A 21,281-nucleotide genomic window follows, 5' to 3' on the forward strand; every position below is an offset into this window, starting at 1 on the left:
GATAGTTTAGAGCAATATTGCTGGTTGATAGATTTGCATTTTTATTGTGTTACAACTAAAATACATTACTGTTAGTTTTGCACATCATTGTTAAATAGTTATCTTTGCAGCATAAACAGAAGCATATTACACAATTTATGGAAGATTTAAAGAAAACATTTGCAGGCAAACTGCTCAACATTAAAGCAATTAAGCTCCAACCCAACGATCCATTTACATGGGCAAGTGGGTGGAAATCTCCTTTTTATTGCGACAATCGTAAAACTCTATCTTACCACGATGTGCGCTCGTTTGTAAAGTTAGAGCTGGTGCACGCTATACTGTCGCACTTTCCCACTGCTACTGCTGTTGCTGGAGTTGCCACTGGTGCCATTGCACAAGGTGCATTAGTAGCCGAGGAACTAGCCCTACCGTATGCATACGTGCGTCCGAAGCCAAAAGATCATGGTATGAAGAACCAGATAGAAGGACAATTGCCAGAAGGTGCAAAGGTTGTTGTGGTAGAAGATTTGATATCTACTGGTGGCTCCTCTCTTAAGGCAGTGGCTGCATTGCGCGAAGCGGGCTTTGAGGTTGTAGGTATGGTGGCTTCTTACACCTATGGATTTCCAGTAGCCGAAGCGGCTTTTAAGGAAGCAAATGTGCAGTTGGTAACACTCACCAACTATCAAAGCGTAGTGGAAAAGGCTTTGGAAACGGGATATATTAAGAAAGAAGACGTACCAATGTTAGACGAATGGCGTCGCGACCCAGCTAATTGGAGGAAGTAAGTATGAGCAAATTTGAAAGTAGTATAAAGCAAATTGCTTATCCTCAGCAAAGTGTTTACAATATGCTGAGCGACCTCACGAACATTGAACGTGTGAAAGATAAAGTGCCCGAAGATAAGTTAAAGGACCTAACCTTCGATAAAGACACCATCTCTATTAGTGTTTCTCCAGTGGGACAAATTTCTATGCGCATAGTAGAACGCGACGAGCCAAAGACCATTAAGTTTGCAAGCGAAAACTCGCCTATGTCATTCAACTTCTGGATTCAAATACTTCCAGTAAGCGATACTGCATCTAAAATGAAACTCACTATAGATGCTGATATCCCATTTTTCGCAAAAGGAATGGTATCTGGTCCGCTAAAAGAAGGCATAGAGAAGATTGCCGAGGCATTGGCAACGATTCCTTACGAATAGGAGAAAGACTTAATGGAAAAGCGGTAGAGGATATTTAAGGAAAACGGTTGATAGTAGCGAACTCTACTCTAATATATTTAAAGCTATAACAACATATTGTTGATCAGGCGTATATACTGAAGTTTAAATTGAAATATTGCAGAATAGAACGGAGTACATTCCCCATAGGAATAAATATCTTTCGGCTATTATAACATAGCATCATAAAGGAGCTAATTTGCATGACATCTAAAACGCAATCGACAGATATCTAAAACGAACGTGACAGACGTCTGAGACGAACGTGACAGATATCTGAGACAAACGTGACAGATATCTGCGATAAAAGTAGCCAACAGCAGGCAGAATTGTCTAAGCATTTACGATATTCTGTTTTACAGTCGAAAGCCAGTAGATACGGCTAATAATAGCCCTATTTATTTTCTACCCGATATAAAAAGACACAAAACTATAGTTAAGCTCAAATAGGTCATTAGACCACAATATATATAGTCTACCCTTATAAACCTAAAAATCCTCTGATTCATAGTATATTATGCTATAAATTATTTGCAAATATCTGCAAGTTTTTGTACCTTTACACTATAATTCTTGCAGATATTTATGCTTAAACGTACATCTAAACAGCTCTCTATGTTCTCTTCTTTAGAGGACATGCTTAGCCATGAACATCCTCTTTTCCAACTTAGTAATAAGATTAATTGGGAATGTTTTGAAAATGCTTTCTCTCCTTTGTATTGCAGCAATAATGGTCGCCCTGCTCATCCTATTCGCTTGATGTGTGGTCTTTTAATTTTAAAACATTTGCGTAATGTGTCAGATGAAATGGTGGTTTCTCAATGGAGCGAGAATGCTTACTACCAATATTTCTGTGGTGGACTTGAATTTATGCCAAAACAACCCTGTGACGCTTCCGAGTTAGTTCACTTCAGAAATCGTATAGGCGAGGAAGGTATGGAGTTAATATTAGCAGAAAGTATCCGCGTTAATACCGACCATGATAACGAAGATCATTTTGATACGGCTTTCATTGATTCTACCGTTCAGGAGAAGAATATTATAACCTATCCTACAGATGCGAAGTTGCATAAAAAGATAATCAAAAACGTTCTGAAGATAGTTCATGACAATTGTCTTCCTCTACGACAGAGTTATACGCGTACCTTGAAAGGCATTTATCGTTCCCAACGTTTTCGTAATCATCCCAAGAATCGTAAGAAAGCTCTTAAGGCAGATAGGCAACTCAAGACCATAGCAGGAAGATTAGTAAGAGAGCTAGAGCGTAATCTTGGGGGAAAGAAAGGGTATGAGAATATGTTTGAGCTATATTACAAAGTTCTTTCTCAGAATAGGAAGTCAAAGAATAAAGTATATTCTCTGCACGAACCAGATGTGGTTTGCGTCAGCAAAGGTAAGGAGCATAAGCAATATGAGTTTGGTAATAAAGTATCTATTCTTCGCTCATGGTCAGGACTTATTATTGGTGCATGTTCTTTTAGGAATGAATATGATGGACATACTATTGAAAAGACATTAGAACAAACCCAAAGGATGACAGGAAGGAAGGTTGATAAGTTAGCAGGAGATAGAGGGTATAGAGGTATAAAGCAGATTGGGTAGACAAAGATACTCATTCCAGACGTTCCTAAAGCTAAAGACAGCTACTACCAAAAGAAAAAGAAACACAAACTATTTTGTAAACGAGCAGGTATAGAACCAACAATAGGACATCTTAAAGCAGACCACCGATTATCTCGCAACTTTTATAAAGGTGTGAAAGGAGATGCTATCAATGTATTATTAGCTGCGGCAGCATATAACTTCAAAAGAGCTATGAGAGTTCTTTTGTACCTTATAAAAAGAATCAGCATAAAGCTTGTCAGTACAGGCTTTATGCTGAAATATAGTTTTTAAGGGATGACTATATAGTGCTTATTACTATGGTATTGTTTTCTAACATCTTTTATATTCTTATCGGCATCTTGTCTGTCTTTGTAATCTGACGTAGCTCGCTACGCCTACGTTGCAACGACAGACAATTTGCTCGATAATAAGACAAAATATATTTAAGCTCTAACTACCAATTTGGCTTAAAAGAGTGTGATAAATTGCACACCTTTTATAAAGTATCGTGTTTAAAATGAGTATTATTCGCCTTATAAGAAATTAAAAATATGTTGGGGAATGCAGTATAAAAGTATGTAGAAACATACCTTTACAACTGTCCAGCCTCTATTTGCAATACAATTCGTTCTGTAAGTCGGTCAACACCTTTAGGGTCGTATCGCTTCTTAAGGCTAGCACCAAACATCCAGGCAAAGGCCTGATAGAATCCAGCACGTATTGGACCGAGAAAGGCTTGTATGAGTTCATAGCCCGTAGAGTGAGTTTCGCGATCAATAAGTTTTATAAGAAGCTTGCCTTGCGAGTAGGTTAGTTTCTTAATGCGCGGAGTATATACTTGTTTCAGTTCCTTTTCTACAGCTTTTGTATGTGCATCGCGTTCTTTCTTTGTAGGAATAGTTTGCAAATACGCTCCTGTTTCTAATATAATTTGGTTACATTCTTTAGCCAATGGCAATACCTTCTTTATATTATACACCAACCGATTGTACGCCTGACGCTGTTTATCGTTTTTAAACTCCATAGGAGGGTAAATATAAATAGTGTTGGTACGAACATATTGAACACTATCTTGTCCTACCTTTGCCTTTCCAATGTGCACCATAGGAACGAAAGTAGGCGAATTTAAATCAACCACACGATCTTCAGGATTGATATGCTCTTGAGCAGAAACAGCCAGAACTACAAACAAGAGCACAAGTGTAAGTATAATATGATAACCTTTCATAACAGAGGCAAAAGTAACTATAATTTTGTAATTGAGTGCTCTTTTATACTATTTTATGGTATTGACATCTAATAAATACAACTTTTCAACGTTATAGTAAGCAAAATAAAATAAAAGAGATAAATGAATTTAAAGAAGAAAATAGGTGAGCGGATAATAATACTTTCGGCATTGTTTATGCTAATTGCTTGTAAAGACGTAATAGATTACGAGTATAGTAACTATCATTGCAACCTTACCATAGACAACAGTGTGCACCTCGATGCAACGCTTGCTAGCTCGATGAATGCTCTCTCTCCAGGTGTTTTTACCACCATAAAGCCACTTTACAGAGACGGTGTGTATTATTTTCACTTTAGAAACAATCAAGGATTAGAGTCGAAAAAACAATTTAATGCTATTGACGAACGTCTACAAAGCAATTTGCGAGTGGGTATGAGCAATGGATTAATTGTAGGCTTTGGTAACCTCGATACACCAGCACATTTCTATGCCTACGACCTACAATGCCCTAATTGTTTTGATATAGATGCTCTGCCACAACGAAACTACGAACTTACGGTTACAGGAACAGGCATAGCTACTTGTAAAACATGTCATAGAAGCTACAATCTTAATACAGGTGGAAATATTGTAAGTGGAGAGAGAGGTAAAACAATGACACGCTACAGAGCAAGTACAACAGGTCCCAACGGGGTGTTACACGTATATTAATATGGTGTGTTAGTATATGAAATAGCAAAGAATAAAACTAAATGAATAAAAAAACAACAATTATCTTGTGAGTTCCAATAATTAGTATTATCTTTGCACTCGGTTTGCCGCAATGGTGGAATTGGTAGACACGAGGGACTTAAAATCCCTTGGCCAGTAATGGCTGTGCGGGTTCAAGTCCCGCTCGCGGCACTTTTAAAATACAATTCCGTATATCTTAAGATAAAAAGCATAATGAGAGTTTACTCTATTTAGCTTTTTATTTTTATTAAACCTATAAAAACATCATCTTACATGAAGCGAATAGTTTATTTTTTGTTATTATCTTTACTATTGGTTTCTTGTGGAAAACATAGCGGATACTTTAAAATAGATGGTAGATTGCTGCATATCAATCAGGGAGAGCTATTTGTTTATAGCCCAGAAGGTGTTATTGCAGGACTTGATACAATACAAATAAAAGGTGGAAGATTTACTTACGAAATACCATGTGAATTTAATGGTACACTTATTTTAGTATTCCCGAACTACTCTACGCACGCAATATTTGCCGAGCCTGGCGAAGCTGTGGAAATAAAAGCAGATGCCTCGCATTTAAAAGAAATGGAAGTAAAGGGTACTGACGATAATGAACTGATGGGAAAGTTTAGAAAGGAAACAGCCGTAGCCTCTCCACCAGAAATTGTGAAAGATGCCATTAAGTTTGTAAAGGAACATCTTGACTCTCCAGTTAGTGTTTATCTGACAGAACGTTATCTTATTAATGATAAGAAAGCAAACTATAAACAGATAGCCGAACTTATAGAGGAAATGGAAAACGAACAGCCAAAGAATGGAGCTTTGGCGCGTCTAAAACAATATCTACAAAGTTTGCAGAAAGGAAGTATAGGGCAGTCATTACCTAAATTCACTGCAAAAGACCTTAATGGAAATATTATTACCAATTCTACTTTAATAAGTAAGAACACTATTATATGCACATGGGCTTCATGGAATGATGAAAGCAAAGAAGTTTTACTAACACTTAACGATGCTGCTAAAAGAAATGAAGTCAAAGTAATAGGTATTTGTTTAGACCCATCACCTAAAAGTGTACGACAATATATTAAGGAGAATGATATAGTATTCCCCAATATCTGCGATGGAGAGATGATGGAGAGTAAACTAATAAAGACACTTGGGCTGACATATATTCCCGACAATATCATCTTAAACAATGGGAAGATAACAGAACGTAGGGTAGATGTGAATACGCTCAGAAATAGAATGATAAAGTTATAGACCTTAAATGCTTGTAAAAACTTATTGTGCTGCTGTAAACGGAATGGAGGTTACGACGGTTACAGTGGAGGTTAGCATAACAAGGGGGGTGATGTATCATCTCACTGGATTGGCTGACGTTGCTGTAAAAGAGAGTCACGACCGTATTGCAGCGGCATTATTGAATAATGGCTATCAATTTCCTGTTGCCGATATTACAGCTAATCTTGCTCCTGCCGACTTGCGTAAAGAAGGCTCAAGTTTCGATTTACCACTTGCTATTGCTATTCTTGGTGCAACCGAAAAAATTAGTTCTAACCATCTTAAAGAATATATGCTGGTGGGGGAATTAAGTCTTGATGGTACATTACAACCTATTAAAGGAGCTTTGCCGATAGCTATTAAGGCGCGAGCTGAAAAGTTTAAAGGACTAATTGTGCCGAAAGCAAACGAGCATGAAGCAGCTGTAGTAGATACGCTCGAAGTATATGGAATGGAAAACATAGGCGAAGTAATTAGCTTTCTAAACGATGCTTGTACAAAAACACCATATAAAGTAGATACTCGCAAAGAATTTTATGAAAATCAGTATACAAGTGATTTGGATTTTGCCGATGTTCGTGGACAAGAAAACGTAAAACGAGCATTAGAAGTGGCAGCTGCAGGCTCACATAATGTAATAATGATAGGTCCACCAGGTAGCGGAAAGAGTATGATGGCGAAACGATTACCTTCTATATTGCCCCCATTGGCACTTACAGAAAGCTTAGAAACAACACAAATCCACTCTATTGCTGGTAAATTAAAAAAGAATACAGGACTTATAACGCAACGACCATTTCGTAGCCCGCACCATACTATTTCTGAAATAGCTTTAGTTGGTGGCGGAGCAAATCCAATGCCAGGAGAGATAACCTTAGCACATAATGGTGTTCTGTTTTGCGATGAATTACCTGAATTTAGTAAACATACACTCGAAGTATTGCGACAACCCTTAGAAGACCGCTCTATTACAATATCAAGAGCTAAATATACTGTTACTTATCCTTGTAGTTTTATGTTTGTAGCTAGTATGAATCCTTGCCCTTGTGGCTATTATGGCGATGTTACACATCATTGTGTGTGTACACCAGGACAAATACAACGATACCTTTCGAAGATATCTGGTCCGCTACTCGACCGTATTGATATACAATGTGAAATATCTCCACTCCCTTTCAGAGACCTATCAAAAGCAGAACAGGGCGAATCGAGCACTGATATACGAGAACGAGTTTTGAGAGCTCGACGTATTCAGACAGAAAGGTTTAAGAACTATCCAAATATTCACTGTAATGCGCAAATGTCTGAACGCATGATCCATGAATTTATTGAACCCGATGATCAGTCGCTCGAAATACTTCGTAAAGCAATGGAAAATCTTAAACTGTCGGCACGCGCTTATAATCGTATTCTAAAAGTAGCACGAACAATTGCCGATCTCGAAGCTTCACCAAAGGTACAGGTGCATCATATAGCAGAGGCAATTGGCTATAGAAGTCTAGATCGAGGAGATTGGGGTGAAAGATAATGTTTATTTTATTTTGCTATTCTTATAGTTTGCCGTACCTTTGCATTCTAAAGAATAACATAGAATGCGTAAGAAACAAATTCTTCTCATTAACGATATTGCTGGATATGGAAAGGTTGCTACAGCTGCAATGCTCCCTATTCTGTCTTATTTTGGGTACCCAGTGTATAACTTACCGACAGCATTGGTGTCTAATACTTTAGATTATGGTAAATTTCGTATTCTCGAAACTACCGACTATATAAAAGATGTATTTCCTATTTGGAAGGAATTAGGCTTTCATTACGATTCAATCGCTACAGGATTCATTGCTTCAGAGCGTCAAGCAAAGCTTATTTCTGCTTATTGTCGCGAACAAGCAGCTAATGGAACAATGATTTTTGTAGACCCTATAATGGGAGATAATGGTAAATTATATAATGGTGTAACACCATCAACAATCAATTCGATGCGTGAAATGCTTAGTGTTGCAGACCTTTGTTTCCCTAATTATACAGAAGCTTGTTATCTTACAGATTCTGAATATAAAGTAGACGGGGTTACAAGGGAAGAAGGTATAGAACTTCTTAAAAAGTTAAGAACTATTGGAACGAAGTCTGCGCTTATTACATCAATATCTATTGATGGACAATCATCGGTAATTGGATACAGTAATAGTAGTGGAGACTATTTTTGTTTACCATACAACGAAATACCAATACATTTCCCAGGTACTGGTGATATTTTCTCAGCAATACTTATTGGACACCTACTTGATAATGAATCGCTAACAAATAGCACTCAGAAAGCTATAGATGGGGTTTATAGACTCATAGATTTAAATAAGGAGAATGAGGATAAAAATAGAGGAATACCACTCGAACAATACTTAGACATACTATAATGGTAATGTATTAACCGCTAAAGATAACTTAAAAACGTATTAAGATGGATTGGATAAACGGACTTATTAATATTCATTCAGCATTACAAGGGGTTATTATAGTTTCGCTTGTGTGTGCTGCTGGACTCGCTTTAGGTAAGATAAGGTTTGCTGGAGTTTCTTTAGGTGTAGCATTTGTGTTCTTCGTTGGTATTGCCGTGGGTAACTTTGGTCTCAATATAGATGCTCAAATGCTAAACTATTGTGAGACATTTGGTCTAGTATTGTTTGTTTATACATTGGGCCTACATGTTGGTCCTAACTTCTTTAGCTCTTTGTTACACGAAGGTAAAGCACAGAATATGTGGTCCTTAGCAATAATTTTACTTGGAACGGTTATGGCTGTGGCTCTGACGTACACACTAAATATACCAATGAGCGATATGGTAGGTATTCTTAGTGGTGCAACAACAAACACACCTGCTCTTGGTGCAGCGCAACAAGCACTAGAACACATAGGAGTAAACAGTGGTAGGGCAGCCCTCGCAACAGCCGTAACTTATCCACTTGGTGTTGTTGGTGTCATTTTCGCTATGATTTTGTTGCGAAAATTCTTTGTGAAGTCTAGCGATTTAGAACTCAAAGGTACCGAAGAGGAAGACCATACCTACGTCGGACAATACGTGGTAGTCAATCCTGCAATCATAGGCAAAACTATTGCAGAAGTTTCGCAAGGTTCTCATATCAAATTTATTATCTCGCGAATTTGGCGCGACGAAGAAGTAATACTTCCACAGGGGGCTACAGTGTTAGAAAATCACGATAATCTACTTGTTATAGCCAATAAAGACGACGTTACGAGTATAGAAATACTATTTGGACAAACAGTTCGCCGCGATTGGAATAAAGAACAAATTGATTGGAATAAGATAGATTCGAATGTCGAAAGTCGTACCATAGTCCTAACAAAAAATAATCTTAACGGTAAACTACTTGGACAATTGCGTTTGCGAGATATGTATAATGTAAACGTTAGTAGGGTTGTGCGTGGCGACATTAAATTGCTTGCCACAGAAGATTTGCGCTTACGCTATGGAGACCATCTTACACTGGTAGGTACCCCACAAGATATTGACCACGCTGAATACTTCCTTGGCAATTCAGTAAAGACACTTAACGAACCTAACTTAGGTAATATTTTTCTTGGTATGATACTTGGCTTAGCTATTGGAACCATTCCTATCAACCTTCCAGGTATGGAATCTCCTATTCGGTTGGGTATTGCTGGAGGACCAATTATTATGGGAATATTGGTCGGAACATTTGCTCCGCGTTTTCACATGGTGTCCTATACCACTCGTAGCGCATCGCTCATGTTACGCAAATTAGGACTATCACTCTATCTAGCTTGTATCGGTTTAGATGCAGGTAAAGGCTTTTTAGATACCGTTTTTCGTCCTGAAGGTTTACTGTGGGTAGGTTTAGGTTTTCTGCTTACAGTGTTACCCATATTTATAGTAGCTCTTATAGCGTTGCGTACAAAGAGATACGATTATGGAACCATTTGTGGCATACTTTGTGGTGCTATGGCAAATCCGATGGCATTGGTTTATGCAAACGATACGACTAAAGGCGAGACCTCTAATATAAGTTATGCCACCGTTTATCCTTTAGGAATGTTTATTCGTGTCATCATCGCTCAAGTGCTTGTAATGTTCTTTGTTTAGATGATGATGTGGTAGATTATAATCAACTAATTTCATTGTTTACAGGAGTTGTGAAATCAGATATGCGGCACTTTTGTTTTAGATATCTCTCACGTTCGTCTTAGATATCTCTCAGTTTCGTTTCAGATATCTCTCACGTTCGTTTCAGATATCTCTCAGTTTTGTTCCAGATATATAGAAAAACAGTTCTTCTGTATATTATATAAATAAGGTGTATTCAATCATTCCAGCATTGCTTTACCCTTTTGAAGAGGCTATTTTACAAAAAGAATCACTTTTTTCTTAGAAAAGTTTGGTGGTTATTATTTTTTGTTATACCTTTGCACTCGCTTTTACGGCAAGCAGTTTATCTGTTAGTTGTTAATAAGGCATCGTTCTTTGAAAAGATTTACATAGACAGAGAAGTAGTACAAGAAGCGTCTGTTGCTATTCGATATAGTATCAGATGGGTAAAAGAAACGTCCTAGTTAATTTATTATGGGTGTATAAACTTGATATTACTGGATAATTAGTTCTGAGCAGATATTGAATTTAGATATATATCTCACTATTTTATAGTGGTGTTTATATATTCTTATAAAAGACATTTTACAATGGAGAGTTTGATCCTGGCTCAGGATGAACGCTAGCTATAGGCTTAACACATGCAAGTCGAGGGGAAACGGCATTATGTGCTTGCACATTTTGGACGTCGACCGGCGCACGGGTGAGTATCGCGTATCCAACCTGCCCTTTACTTGGGGATACCCCGTTGAAAGACGGCCTAATACCCGATGTAATTCATTGATGGCATCAGATATGAATAAAAGATTTATCGGTAAAGGATGGGGATGCGTCTGATTAGCTTGTTGGTGAGGTAATGGCTCACCAAGGCGACGATCAGTAGGGGTTCTGAGAGGAAGGTCCCCCACATTGGAACTGAGACACGGTCCAAACTCCTACGGGAGGCAGCAGTGAGGAATATTGGTCAATGGGCGCAAGCCTGAACCAGCCAAGTAGCGTGCAGGAAGACGGCCCTATGGGTTGTAAACTGCTTTTATACGAGAATAATTTGATGCACGTGTGCGTTATTGCATGTATCGTATGAATAAGGACCGGCTAATTCCGTGCCAGCAGCCGCGGTAATACGGAAGGTCCAGGCGTTATCCGGATTTATTGGGTTTAAAGGGAGTGTAGGCGGTTTGTTAAGCGTGTTGTGAAATTTAGATGCTCAACATTTAACTTGCAGCGCGAACTGGCGAACTTGAGTGCACACAACGTATGCGGAATTCATGGTGTAGCGGTGAAATGCTTAGATATCATGAAGAACTCCGATTGCGAAGGCAGCATACGGGAGTGTAACTGACGCTTAAGCTCGAAGGTGCGGGTATCGAACAGGATTAGATACCCTGGTAGTCCGCACAGTAAACGATGGATGCCCGCTGTTAGCGCCTGGCGTTAGCGGCTAAGCGAAAGCATTAAGCATCCCACCTGGGGAGTACGCCGGCAACGGTGAAACTCAAAGGAATTGACGGGGGCCCGCACAAGCGGAGGAACATGTGGTTTAATTCGATGATACGCGAGGAACCTTACCCGGGCTTGAATTGCAGAGGAATTATTTAGAGATAAATATGCCCTTCGGGGTCTCTGTGAAGGTGCTGCATGGTTGTCGTCAGCTCGTGCCGTGAGGTGTCGGCTTAAGTGCCATAACGAGCGCAACCCCTTTTCTTAGTTGCCATCAGGTAATGCTGGGCACTCTGGGAACACTGCCACCGCAAGGTGTGAGGAAGGTGGGGATGACGTCAAATCAGCACGGCCCTTACGTCCGGGGCTACACACGTGTTACAATGGCCGGTACAGAGGGACGGTGTAATGCAAATTGCATCAAATCTTAAAAGCCGGTCCCAGTTCGGACTGAGGTCTGCAACCCGACCTCACGAAGCTGGATTCGCTAGTAATCGCGCATCAGCCATGGCGCGGTGAATACGTTCCCGGGCCTTGTACACACCGCCCGTCAAGCCATGAAAGCCGGGGGTGCCTGAAGTTCGTAACCGTAAGGAGCGACCTAGGGCAAAACTGGTAATTGGGGCTAAGTCGTAACAAGGTAGCCGTACCGGAAGGTGCGGCTGGAACACCTCCTTTCTGGATAGGACTTTTATTTTTGTATTATCTAAATGTTTATCACCATATAAATAATAGATGTTAGGAAGTTTTCTCTTCTTGTACTCGCATCTTTGTTCTACAATATAGAAATGAAGGAAGCCAGGTAGAAGCCACTCGGCTCTTACTCAACTCAGTCCTATAGCTCAGTTGGTTAGAGCGCCACACTGATAATGTGGAGGTCGGCAGTTCAAGTCTAGTCAATGTTGTTAGGCATCAAGTCAGATGACTACACATCGACGTTAGTCAATGTTGTTAGGCATCAAGTCAGATGACTACACATCGACGTTAGTCAATGTTGATAGATGACTATACTTCTTAAAATTTCTTTTCGGGGGATTAGCTCAGTTGGCTAGAGCACCTGCTTTGCAAGCAGGGGGTCAACGGTTCGAATCCGTTATTCTCCACTCATCATTTTTGCATCGTTTTATCGTTGCATCATTGATATCGTTCTTTGACATATTGACACAAGCAAGACTGTAAAGTAAAGTAATTTCTTTTTGTTTATACAAGAAGGATTAGAATTAGATTTCAAAATACAGCTGAAAGTATGAGCATGAATATGCTACCATTAGTATTATTAGTTTGGTAGTATATAAAATGAATAGAAAGTAATTAAGGGCGTATGGCGGATGCCTAGGCTCACGGAGGCGATGAAGGACGTGATAAGCTGCGATAAGCCTCGGGTAGATGCAAATAATCTTTGATCCGAGGATTTCCGAATGGGACAACCTGACTGTCTGAATGATAGTCACCCATATATTTTTTATGGGAGCAAACGCAGGGAACTGAAACATCTTAGTACCTGTAGGAAAAGAAAATAATTTAATGATTCCCCTAGTAGTGGCGAGCGAACGGGGAATAGCCCAAACCTATGACGTATTAATGCGTGATAGGGGTAGTAGGGTCACGATATCGTACTTTGAAAGTGAGGAGAATGTTCTGGAAAGTTCAATAATATAAGGTGATAATCCTGTATCCGAAGCTTGATGAGACGTAGTGAATCCCTGAGTAGTGCGGAGCACGAGTAATTCTGCATGAATCTGCCGGGACCATCCGGTAAGGCTAAATACTCCCGTGAGACCGATAGTGAATTAGTACCGTGAGGGAAAGGTGAAAAGCACTCCAATGAGGAGAGTGAAATAGTTCCTGAAACCATACGCCTACAAGCGGTCGGAGCATATATATATGTGACGGCGTGCCTTTTGCATAATGAACCTACGAGTTACCATGTCCAGCGAGGTTAAGGGGTTCAGCCCCGTATCCGTAGTGAAAGCGAGCCTAAATAGGGCGTATAGTTGGATGGGGTAGACGCGAAACCAAGTGATCTACACTTGACCAGGTTGAAGTTCTGGTAACACAGAATGGAGGACCGCACGGATAAGCGTTGAAAAGCTTCCCGATGAGTTGAGTGTAGGAGTGAAAGGCCAATCAAACTTGGAGATAGCTCGTACTCCCCGAAAGGCATTTAGGTGCCGCGTGCGATGTTCTCCGTGAGAGGTAGAGCGACCGATAGGTCAAGAGGGCTTCACCGCCTATCGCGACCTGACGAACTCCGAATGCTCACGGACTGTAGTCGTGCAGTAAGGGGGCGGGTGCTAAGGTCCGTCCCCGAGAGGAGAAGAATCCTGACCGTCGTCTAAGGTCCCGAAATTCTGTCTAAGTTAGTCTAACGAAGTCTGGTCCCGGTGACAGCTAGGATGTTGGCTTGGAAGCAGCCATTCATTCAAAGAGTGCGTAACAGCTCACTAGTCGAGGGTCCGGGCATGGATAATAATCGGGTATAAGTCAGATACCGAAGTCGCGGGATAGCATTGTATATAAAAAGTATCGGTAGGGGAGCATTCTATATGCGTTGAATGGTGATATTGATTGATCCTGGAGCGTATAGAAACGCAAATGTAGGTATAAGTAACGATAAAGGGGGTAAGATTCCCCCTCGCCGTAAGACTAAGGTTTCCCAGGCGATGTCAATCAGCCTGGGGTTAGTCGGGTCCTAAGTCTCAGCCGAATGGCGAAGGCGATGGCTTCACGGTTAATATTCCGTGACTTGCTCATTCAGCGATGTGGAGACGGAGCAGTGACACTGTCGCGCCCTTACGGATATGGGCGTTAAAGAAGTTAGGTGTAGATAGATGTAGGCAAATCCGCATTTAGAGCTGATCTTCTATAGTACAGAGTTTTCTTCGGAGAGCTTTGATAGTACAGGTAATCATACTTCCAAGAAAATCCGCTAAGCTTAATGTTTGAGCAACCCGTACCGTAATCGGACACACGTAGTCGGGTAGAACATACTAAGGCGTTGAGAGATTCATGGTTAAGGAACTAGGCAAATTGACCCCGTAACTTCGGAATAAGGGGTCCTCATTTTTAATGAGGCGCAGAGAATAGGTCCAGGCAACTGTTTAACAAAAACACAGGGCTGTGCTAACTCGAAAGATGATGTATACAGCCTGACACCTGCCCGGTGCTGGAAGGTTAAGAGGAGAGCTTAGATGTATGTCGACGGTTTGAATTGAAGCCCCAGTAAACGGCGGCCGTAACTATAACGGTCCTAAGGTAGCGAAATTCCTTGTCGGGTAAGTTCCGACCTGCACGAATGGTGTAATGATCCGGACGCTGTCTCAATCATGATCTCAGTGAAATTGTAGTATCGGTGAAGATGCCGATTACCCGCGATGGGACGAAAAGACCCCGTGAACCTTTACTACAGCTTAGCATTGACCTTGGTCATCCGATGTGTAGGATAGGCCGGAGGCTTTGAAGCATGCACGCCAGTGTGTGTGGAGCCATCCTTGAAATACGGCCCTTTGGCTGTCTGAGGTCTAACACGTACTTTCGTGGACATTGTTTGGTGGGTAGTTTGACTGGGGTGGTCGCCTCCAAAAGCGTAACGGAGGCTTCCAAAGGTGCCCTCGGGTCGATTGGTAACCGACCTCATAGAGTGTAATGGCATAAGGGCGCTTGACTGGGAGGCAGACATGCCGAGCAGGCAGGAAACTGGGGCATAGTGATCCGGTGCAAGTGTATGGAAACTGCATCGCTCAAAGGATAAAAGGTACTCCGGGGATAACAGGCTGATCCCCCCCAAGAGCTCATATCGACGGGGTGGTTTGGCACCTCGATGTCGGCTCGTCACATCCTGGGGCTGGAGAAGGTCCCAAGGGTTGGGCTGTTCGCCCATTAAAGTGGCACGCGAGCTGGGTTCAGAACGTCGTGAGACAGTTCGGTCTCTATCTATCGTGGGCGTTGGAGTTTTGCGTGGTGCCGCCACTAGTACGAGAGGACCGTGGTGGACAGACCTCCGGTTTACCAGTTGTGCCGCCAGGTGCACCGCTGGGTATCTGAGTCTGGTATGGATAAGCGCTGAAAGCATCTAAGTGCGAAGCCTTCCGCAAGATTAGAACTCCTCATAAGGGTCGTCATAGACTATGACGTTGATAGGGTGTAGGTGTAAAGACAGCGATGTCAAAGCCGAGCACTACTAATTGCCCAAAACTTTCATTCAGTGTGTTTATACTTTAAGAATCGTATTTTTACTTTTCTTTATTTAGTTTTTGCTTGTGGCATAGTCACTTATACAGTGTATTTTATATTTTGGCTATTATATTTATTCTATAATATCAGATATATTATTAACACTAGCATTATTTTAGGTGGTTATTGCGTCGGGGTTCCACCTCTTCCCATTCCGAACAGAGAAGTTAAGCCCGATTGCGCCGATGGTACTGCAATGCAATGTGGGAGAGTAGGTAGCTGCCTTTTTTCTAAATAGCCCTGATTACGATGAGTAGTCGGGGCTTTTTTGTTGTGTTTATATATTACTCTACCTATTTAGGGGTGAATTATATTTATCGAACTGTAGCGACTTGTTCATAGTAGTTTTGCTAACCTTTTCGAGAGTAATAATAGACGATTGACGGGCGAGATGAATCTGCCCCTATGTCTACGGTGTGTTCGCTGATATTACGCAATGAATAAACCTTGTGGTGTGTTTGTTGGATTATGAATGATTGTCGGGCGAGATAAATCTGCCCCTACGCCTACGGTGTGTCGCTGATATTACGCAATGAATGAGCCTTGTGGTGTGTTTGTTGGATTATGAATGATTGTCGGGCGAGATGAATCAGTCCCTACGCCTACGGTGTGTTTGCTGATATTAGCACTGAATAAACCTTTTAGTTTGTTTGTTGGACTATGAATGATGTACGGGCGAGATGAATCTGCCCCTACGCCTGCGGTGTGTTCGCTGATATTATGCACTGAATAAACCTTGTGGTGTGTTTGTTGGATTATGAATGATGTACGGGCGAGATAAATCTGCCCCTACGCCTGCGGTGTGTTCGCTGATATTATGCGCTGAATAAACCTTGTGGTGTGTTTGTTGGATTATGAATGATGTACGGGCGAGATGAATCTGCCCCTACGCCTACGGTGTGTTCGCTGATATACATTTACGCAATGAATAGACCCTGTAGAATGTCCGTTGATATACATTTTAAGTAATGAATAAACCTTGCGGTGTGTTCGCTGATATTACACAATGAATGAGCCTTGCAGTGTGTTTGCTGAACATTCTGTGGACTAATATGTGCAACATATAGTGGTTTTGCTTGTTTTTATAAGTTACTGCGGCATATCTATCAATACTGCTAATTATTGTTTTCCACTGGGCGATTGCATTATTAGTCAATAGAAAACTGGGCAATGGTTTCTTTTAACGCTTCTATTTCGTTAAAGTCGAAGTTGTTTGGCATAGCATCTATTAGTTTTATAATTCTCTTTTGCGTTTCTGTTTCTTGCAAAACGAGTATGTTTGAACGTTCATTATCTGATATGTCGAACGCCATAACATCTATTGTTTCAAATATTTTTAGTGCACAATAGTGAATAAAGTCGGCATTTTGCTCTTTTGTAAATCTGATGCAATATGCCAATGCTATTGCTGCGTTCTGTGCATATAGAGCTTCATTGCTTCCGTCTGCGTCGGTATCGGGAATTAGATATTCTACGAATGCTTGTACTTCCTCGCTAAAAATCATACAGCTATTAGCGAAATAAGCCAACACACAACTCTTAAAAAGCCTATCAATTGCCCCCTCCACTACAATTGCTGCTGGTTCTTCTTCTTTGTTTTTCAGAAACTTATAAAGACAATTCTCTATTCTTTTAACGCAACAAACACCAAACAACAGTTGCTTGTTTGGGGGCAATGCATCTATCAACTTGTTTATTTCTTCGTTCATTCCTAACTGTTTAGCTTTTAGTTCTTTCCATAAGTGTAGTATTTCTATCCAATTTTCTTTGTCGTGAAAAACTCTACTTTCGTTTACTTTGGGATATCCCATTGCAAAGATATTACTTTATGCGAAACTATGCAAACAATAACGAGTATAGCACGCCACCAATGCGTAAATGGTAGCGAAGTCTCTACCGATATGTTTGAGTTTAATTTCTCAATGCTTCCGTTGCATTTACATCCGCCTTCTGCATTACTTAGACACTTATTATATAGTTTTATTTACGTGTAAGTAATATATTATTATCGAGTAAATAATAGCTGAAAATGAAGAAATGTTGAGGTTGATGTAAACTAACTGATAATGAGGAGGAAATACACGAATTGGCATAATACTGCTCTATTTGTAAAGGGCAGAAATATGCGGATTTAGGCAGAAGTTCAGTTACCAGAGTGTTACCTTGTTTTGATGTTGGTAACGATGGAGAAGAAATAGGTAACTGAATTATTTTCGCTCGTGTGGCTGTTGCTTTGGTCGGCAGTTTTCTGCGTATGTGAGGAACGCTTTAATTCGGGTAATTTTGCATAAGATAGACTGCACTCGTCCATTTGAGAGCAAGCTCTTATGGAACTCGCTTGCACAGTCTTTGCCCACAAATATTAAAGCGTATGGAAAAAGAAAAGATGAAAGTGTTGCTCTACCTTAAAAAGAGCGGTATAGACAAATCAGGTAAAGCCCCGATTATGGGGCGGATAACACTTGGAAGGAGTATTGCGCAGTTCAGTTGTAAACTTTCCTGCAACCCCGGTTTATGGAATCCACGTGAGAGCCGGATGAATGGCAAGAGCCGTGAAGCGGTGGAAATTAACGGCAAGTTGGAAAACCTGTTACTTTCCATTCAGTCTGCCTATCAATCGTTGATTGCCAAAGGCCAGCCATTTGATGCAACCGATGTAAAGGAACAGTTTCAAGGCTGTGTACAGGCAAGATGTATGCTCATCGAAAGGTTGGATATGCTCATCAAGGAGAAAGAAAGCCATATCGGTATAGACATCAAGGAAGAGTCTATGTCCGCCTATCATTCCACTCGGAAACGATTACAGGAGTTCATTCAGAAGAAATACCATGTTTCGGACTTGGCTTTTTCGCAGCTCACAGAAAGCTTTATCTACGAATTGCAGACATTCTGTCTTGGCGAACTCGGTCATCAACAAAGCACATTTTTCAGAGTTGCAGCAGATTTGAAGACCGTCTGTAGGCTGGCTTATCGTGAGGGACTGGCTGATACGCTTCTGTTTGATAAAGTCCATATAGAACGAGGAGACAAGAAAGCACCTAAAGCTCTTGACCAAGAAGCATTGGACAAGTTGAAGGCAATCTGCTTTGATGAGTTGGAAGAGGAAATGGAAACCGCTCGTGATGTGTTTCTCTTCGCCTGTTATACCGGTGCAGCCTATTGTGATTTGATGGAACTAAGCAAGAAGCATCTTGTCCGTGATGATGCAGGCAGTTTGTGGTTGAAGTTCAGCAGACAAAAGACAGGCGTACTTTGTCGTATCAAGTTATTGCCGGAAACTGTTCGGTTAATTGAGAAAATGTACAGCGATGAAAGGGAAGCACTACTGCCTTTCATAAAATATCCCACTTATCAGTCTTGTCTCAAAGCCTTGCGATTACGGGCAGGTATTTCTTTTCCATTTACATCGCACACTGCAAGGCATACCTTTGCCACACTTATCACTTTGGAGCAGGGCGTTCCTATTGAAACGGTGAGCAAGATGCTCGGACATACGAACATAAGTATGACCGAACGTTATGCGAAGGTTACACCGCAGAAACTCTTTGAGGAGTTTAACCGTTTCCTTTCTTTTACTGAAGATTTGCGTTTAACCATTTAACCAAGATTTTTTATGAGAAGTACATTCAAGATATTGTTTTACATCAACAGAAAGAAAATAAAAGCAGACGGCAAGACCGCTATTCTCTGCCGTATCACCATAGACGGAAAGAGCACCGCCATTACCACAGGAGAAAAGTGTAAAGTCTCCGGGTGGAACAGCAAACAGGGGTTGACGACTGACAAGAAGACCAATCAAAGAATCAGCGAGTTCAGGGAATTGATAGAAAAAACCTATCGGGACATGCTGACGAGGGAAGGAGTGGTAAGTGTGGAACTTATCAAGAACCACCTGCAAGGTATAGCTACCAATCCGACATCGCTCCTTGCCATGAGTAAGGCGGAACTACAATCCGTCCAAGAGAGCGTGGGCAAGTCAAGGGCAGAGGGGACTTTTCTGAACCTTTACTATTCTGATAAAAATCTCCGATATTTTATCGAAAACAAAGGAGTACAAGACATATCTATCGCCACCATTACGGAGAGTTTGTTCGAGGAATACCGTTTCTTCCTAAAAAAGCGTGGGCTGAAAGCATCGACAGTCAATACCAATCTCTGTTGGCTGAGCCGACTGATGTTTCGTGCGGTGAGCAGCAGGATTATCCGCTGCAATTCCTTTGAGAACGCCAAGTATGAGAAGGAGGAAAAGAAGATACGCTTCCTGCAAAAGAGTGATGTAATGAAACTTATGGCAATGAGGATGAATGACAGGGAAGCAGAGTTGGCACGGCTGATGTTTGTCTTTTCATGCTTCACAGGTATGGCTATCGCTGATATGGAAAATTTGGAATACAGGCATATCCAAACGGCAGCAGACGGACAGAAATATATCCGTCAAGAAAGGTAGAAGACAAAGGTGGAGTTTATTGTGCCCCTGCACCCGATAGCGGAGGCCATCATCAATCAATGTAAGGAAGAGCAACCCTGTATGAAAGAAATGCAGACGGTGAAAGAAAAAGGTAACGACTTTATCTTTTACTGTACTTGCAGCCGTAGCGTGATGAGTGCAAAGCTGAGTATTGTGGGTAAGGCTTGCGGTATCAGACAGAGATTGTCGTACCATGTTGCAAGTCATACCTTCGGTACGATGAGCCTAAGCGCAGGAATACCTATTGAGAGTATAGCCAAGATGATGGGGCATGCCTCCATATCAAGCACGCAGATTTATGCGCAGGTAACGGACAACAAGATTTCAAAGGATATGGACAGGCTGATAAGAAAATATCAAAAGGAGAAAGCAAAGGAGGAAGCAATATGAACATCAATCACCATCAAACAAAAAGAGACCGCAGCTATTTTGAATGGAGCGACAATATGCAAATCATTCGCAAAGGCAAAGGTGATATAGCCATGACAGAGAGTGAACTCGTAGATTTCTTTAATGTAATATGGAAGAAGCTCAATTATCAATTGCAACTACTCCTCAAAATATTTTCCCTACATCCCGAGGAAAGGAATATAGGGGAGGTGGAAGTGTTCGTAAATGGACAGTTAAAAGGTTATGCCTTGCTTTATCCGCTTACTATCATCATCGCTTTGTCTTATCAATTGGACAGCATGGAAGCCCATTTGTTCAGAAAACACCTCTGTCGAGAGCTACAACGCCCTTTACCTGTAGTGGAGCAGATATACCTACACTGCAGTGACAGTATCAATTGATATACTTTTCTCTTTCACCGATATTATCCTACTACATTACTACAAAAAGGGATAATACAATGAAAGAGAAAGGGTTGGTATTGTAGTCAGAAAGTAGGAATGGTTATTACTACCGTCTAACTACACACAACTATGTTTTTGAGGCTTTCAAGTATACCGAAAGCCTTATAAGTAGT

Annotated in this window: 13 protein-coding genes, 3 tRNA genes, 3 rRNA genes and 2 pseudogenes; 17 read left to right on the forward strand and 4 right to left on the reverse strand. The window is 41.0% G+C overall.

Annotated features, from left to right (window positions below):
- Positions 1 to 137: 137 nt before the first annotated feature.
- From pyrE to DX009_RS01675, 3 genes and pseudogenes are all read left to right on the forward strand, one after another.
- Complete coding sequence (pyrE, locus tag DX009_RS01665; RefSeq protein ID WP_006043702.1) at positions 138 to 770, forward strand: orotate phosphoribosyltransferase; 633 nt, start codon at positions 138 to 140, stop codon at positions 768 to 770.
- Positions 771 to 772: 2 nt separating this feature from the next.
- Positions 773 to 1,186, forward strand: a complete 414-nt coding sequence (locus DX009_RS01670; RefSeq protein WP_006043701.1) for a polyketide cyclase — start codon at positions 773 to 775, stop codon at positions 1,184 to 1,186.
- A 603-nt stretch (positions 1,187 to 1,789) separates the two neighbouring features.
- Positions 1,790 to 3,100: pseudogene (locus tag DX009_RS01675) on the forward strand (IS5 family transposase).
- Between the two features lie 301 nt (positions 3,101 to 3,401).
- On the opposite strand, the gene DX009_RS01680 reads toward DX009_RS01675, so the two are convergent.
- Positions 3,402 to 4,037 carry a DUF4294 domain-containing protein gene (locus DX009_RS01680; RefSeq protein WP_006043700.1) on the reverse strand — a complete coding sequence of 212 codons (636 nt, stop codon included), beginning with the start codon at positions 4,035 to 4,037 and terminating at the stop codon, positions 3,402 to 3,404.
- Between the two features lie 123 nt (positions 4,038 to 4,160).
- Between DX009_RS01680 and DX009_RS01685 the strand changes: the two genes are divergently transcribed.
- The 11 genes from DX009_RS01685 (at position 4,161) to rrf (ending at position 16,074) form a co-directional block, all read left to right on the forward strand.
- Positions 4,161 to 4,751 (forward strand): hypothetical protein, encoded by a 591-nt coding sequence (locus tag DX009_RS01685; RefSeq protein WP_006043699.1) that lies wholly within the window; start codon positions 4,161 to 4,163, stop codon positions 4,749 to 4,751.
- Positions 4,752 to 4,857: 106 nt separating this feature from the next.
- Positions 4,858 to 4,943 (forward strand) — tRNA-Leu (locus tag DX009_RS01690).
- Positions 4,944 to 5,045: 102 nt separating this feature from the next.
- Complete coding sequence (locus DX009_RS01695) at positions 5,046 to 6,032, forward strand: DUF4369 domain-containing protein (RefSeq protein WP_115082813.1); 987 nt, start codon at positions 5,046 to 5,048, stop codon at positions 6,030 to 6,032.
- Positions 6,033 to 6,039: 7 nt separating this feature from the next.
- A complete protein-coding gene (locus DX009_RS01700) occupies positions 6,040 to 7,581 on the forward strand; it encodes a YifB family Mg chelatase-like AAA ATPase (protein ID WP_006043697.1) in 1,542 nt (513 codons plus the stop codon).
- A 64-nt stretch (positions 7,582 to 7,645) separates the two neighbouring features.
- Positions 7,646 to 8,464, forward strand: a complete 819-nt coding sequence (locus DX009_RS01705) for a pyridoxamine kinase (protein WP_115082814.1) — start codon at positions 7,646 to 7,648, stop codon at positions 8,462 to 8,464.
- A gap of 44 nt (positions 8,465 to 8,508) precedes the next feature.
- Positions 8,509 to 10,170 (forward strand): putative transporter, encoded by a 1,662-nt coding sequence (locus tag DX009_RS01710; RefSeq protein WP_115082815.1) that lies wholly within the window; start codon positions 8,509 to 8,511, stop codon positions 10,168 to 10,170.
- A 590-nt stretch (positions 10,171 to 10,760) separates the two neighbouring features.
- Positions 10,761 to 12,291 (forward strand): 16S ribosomal RNA (locus tag DX009_RS01720).
- Between the two features lie 161 nt (positions 12,292 to 12,452).
- Positions 12,453 to 12,512 (forward strand) — tRNA-Ile (locus tag DX009_RS01725).
- Positions 12,513 to 12,642: 130 nt separating this feature from the next.
- Positions 12,643 to 12,716 (forward strand) — tRNA-Ala (locus DX009_RS01730).
- A 198-nt stretch (positions 12,717 to 12,914) separates the two neighbouring features.
- A 23S ribosomal RNA gene (locus tag DX009_RS01735) occupies positions 12,915 to 15,816 on the forward strand.
- A 145-nt stretch (positions 15,817 to 15,961) separates the two neighbouring features.
- Positions 15,962 to 16,074 (forward strand): 5S ribosomal RNA (gene rrf, locus DX009_RS01740).
- Together the 16S, 23S and 5S rRNA genes with 2 tRNA genes alongside form the textbook arrangement of a ribosomal RNA operon.
- Positions 16,075 to 16,371: 297 nt before the next feature.
- On the opposite strand, the gene DX009_RS13135 is transcribed toward rrf, so the two are convergent.
- The 3 genes from DX009_RS13135 to DX009_RS13245 all read right to left on the reverse strand — a co-directional run bounded on the left by DX009_RS13135 (position 16,372) and on the right by DX009_RS13245 (position 18,157).
- Positions 16,372 to 16,572 (reverse strand): hypothetical protein, encoded by a 201-nt coding sequence (locus DX009_RS13135; protein ID WP_147278658.1) that lies wholly within the window; start codon positions 16,570 to 16,572, stop codon positions 16,372 to 16,374.
- Between the two features lie 422 nt (positions 16,573 to 16,994).
- Positions 16,995 to 17,657, reverse strand: coding sequence for a DUF416 family protein (locus DX009_RS01745; RefSeq protein WP_115082817.1), 663 nt, complete (start codon positions 17,655 to 17,657; stop codon positions 16,995 to 16,997).
- Between the two features lie 347 nt (positions 17,658 to 18,004).
- Complete coding sequence (locus tag DX009_RS13245; RefSeq protein ID WP_181792301.1) at positions 18,005 to 18,157, reverse strand: hypothetical protein; 153 nt, start codon at positions 18,155 to 18,157, stop codon at positions 18,005 to 18,007.
- A 60-nt stretch (positions 18,158 to 18,217) separates the two neighbouring features.
- On the opposite strand from DX009_RS13245, the gene DX009_RS01750 reads away from it, so the two are divergent.
- The 3 genes and pseudogenes from DX009_RS01750 to DX009_RS01760 all read left to right on the forward strand — a co-directional run bounded on the left by DX009_RS01750 (position 18,218) and on the right by DX009_RS01760 (position 21,105).
- On the forward strand, positions 18,218 to 19,447 hold the full coding sequence (locus DX009_RS01750) for a site-specific integrase (RefSeq protein ID WP_115082818.1): 1,230 nt from the start codon (positions 18,218 to 18,220) through the stop codon (positions 19,445 to 19,447).
- 12 nt (positions 19,448 to 19,459) lie between these two features.
- Positions 19,460 to 20,704 (forward strand): annotated as a pseudogene (locus tag DX009_RS01755) (tyrosine-type recombinase/integrase).
- On the forward strand, positions 20,701 to 21,105 hold the full coding sequence (locus tag DX009_RS01760; RefSeq protein ID WP_115082819.1) for a hypothetical protein: 405 nt from the start codon (positions 20,701 to 20,703) through the stop codon (positions 21,103 to 21,105). Before DX009_RS01755 ends, DX009_RS01760 begins: the two are co-directional and overlap by 4 nt.
- Positions 21,106 to 21,281: the final 176 nt, after the last annotated feature.

The organism is Prevotella pallens (assembly GCF_900454935.1).
Taxonomy (GTDB): Bacteria; Bacteroidota; Bacteroidia; order Bacteroidales; family Bacteroidaceae; genus Prevotella; species Prevotella pallens.

Excerpts from the sequence above, each read along its gene's own strand:
- pyrE (WP_006043702.1), top strand. The coding sequence starts at position 138 with ATGGAAGATTTAAAGAAAACATTTGCAGGCAAACTGCTCAACATTAAA.
- DX009_RS01670 (WP_006043701.1), top strand. The coding sequence starts at position 773 with ATGAGCAAATTTGAAAGTAGTATAAAGCAAATTGCTTATCCTCAGCAA.
- DX009_RS01680 (WP_006043700.1), bottom strand. The coding sequence starts at position 4,037 with ATGAAAGGTTATCATATTATACTTACACTTGTGCTCTTGTTTGTAGTT.
- DX009_RS01685 (WP_006043699.1), top strand. The coding sequence starts at position 4,161 with ATGAATTTAAAGAAGAAAATAGGTGAGCGGATAATAATACTTTCGGCA.
- DX009_RS01695 (WP_115082813.1), top strand. The coding sequence starts at position 5,046 with ATGAAGCGAATAGTTTATTTTTTGTTATTATCTTTACTATTGGTTTCT.
- DX009_RS01700 (WP_006043697.1), top strand. The coding sequence starts at position 6,040 with ATGCTTGTAAAAACTTATTGTGCTGCTGTAAACGGAATGGAGGTTACG.
- DX009_RS01705 (WP_115082814.1), top strand. The coding sequence starts at position 7,646 with ATGCGTAAGAAACAAATTCTTCTCATTAACGATATTGCTGGATATGGA.
- DX009_RS01710 (WP_115082815.1), top strand. The coding sequence starts at position 8,509 with ATGGATTGGATAAACGGACTTATTAATATTCATTCAGCATTACAAGGG.
- DX009_RS01745 (WP_115082817.1), bottom strand. The coding sequence starts at position 17,657 with ATGGGATATCCCAAAGTAAACGAAAGTAGAGTTTTTCACGACAAAGAA.
- DX009_RS13245 (WP_181792301.1), bottom strand. The coding sequence starts at position 18,157 with ATGGACGAGTGCAGTCTATCTTATGCAAAATTACCCGAATTAAAGCGT.
- DX009_RS01750 (WP_115082818.1), top strand. The coding sequence starts at position 18,218 with ATGGAAAAAGAAAAGATGAAAGTGTTGCTCTACCTTAAAAAGAGCGGT.
- DX009_RS01760 (WP_115082819.1), top strand. The coding sequence starts at position 20,701 with ATGAACATCAATCACCATCAAACAAAAAGAGACCGCAGCTATTTTGAA.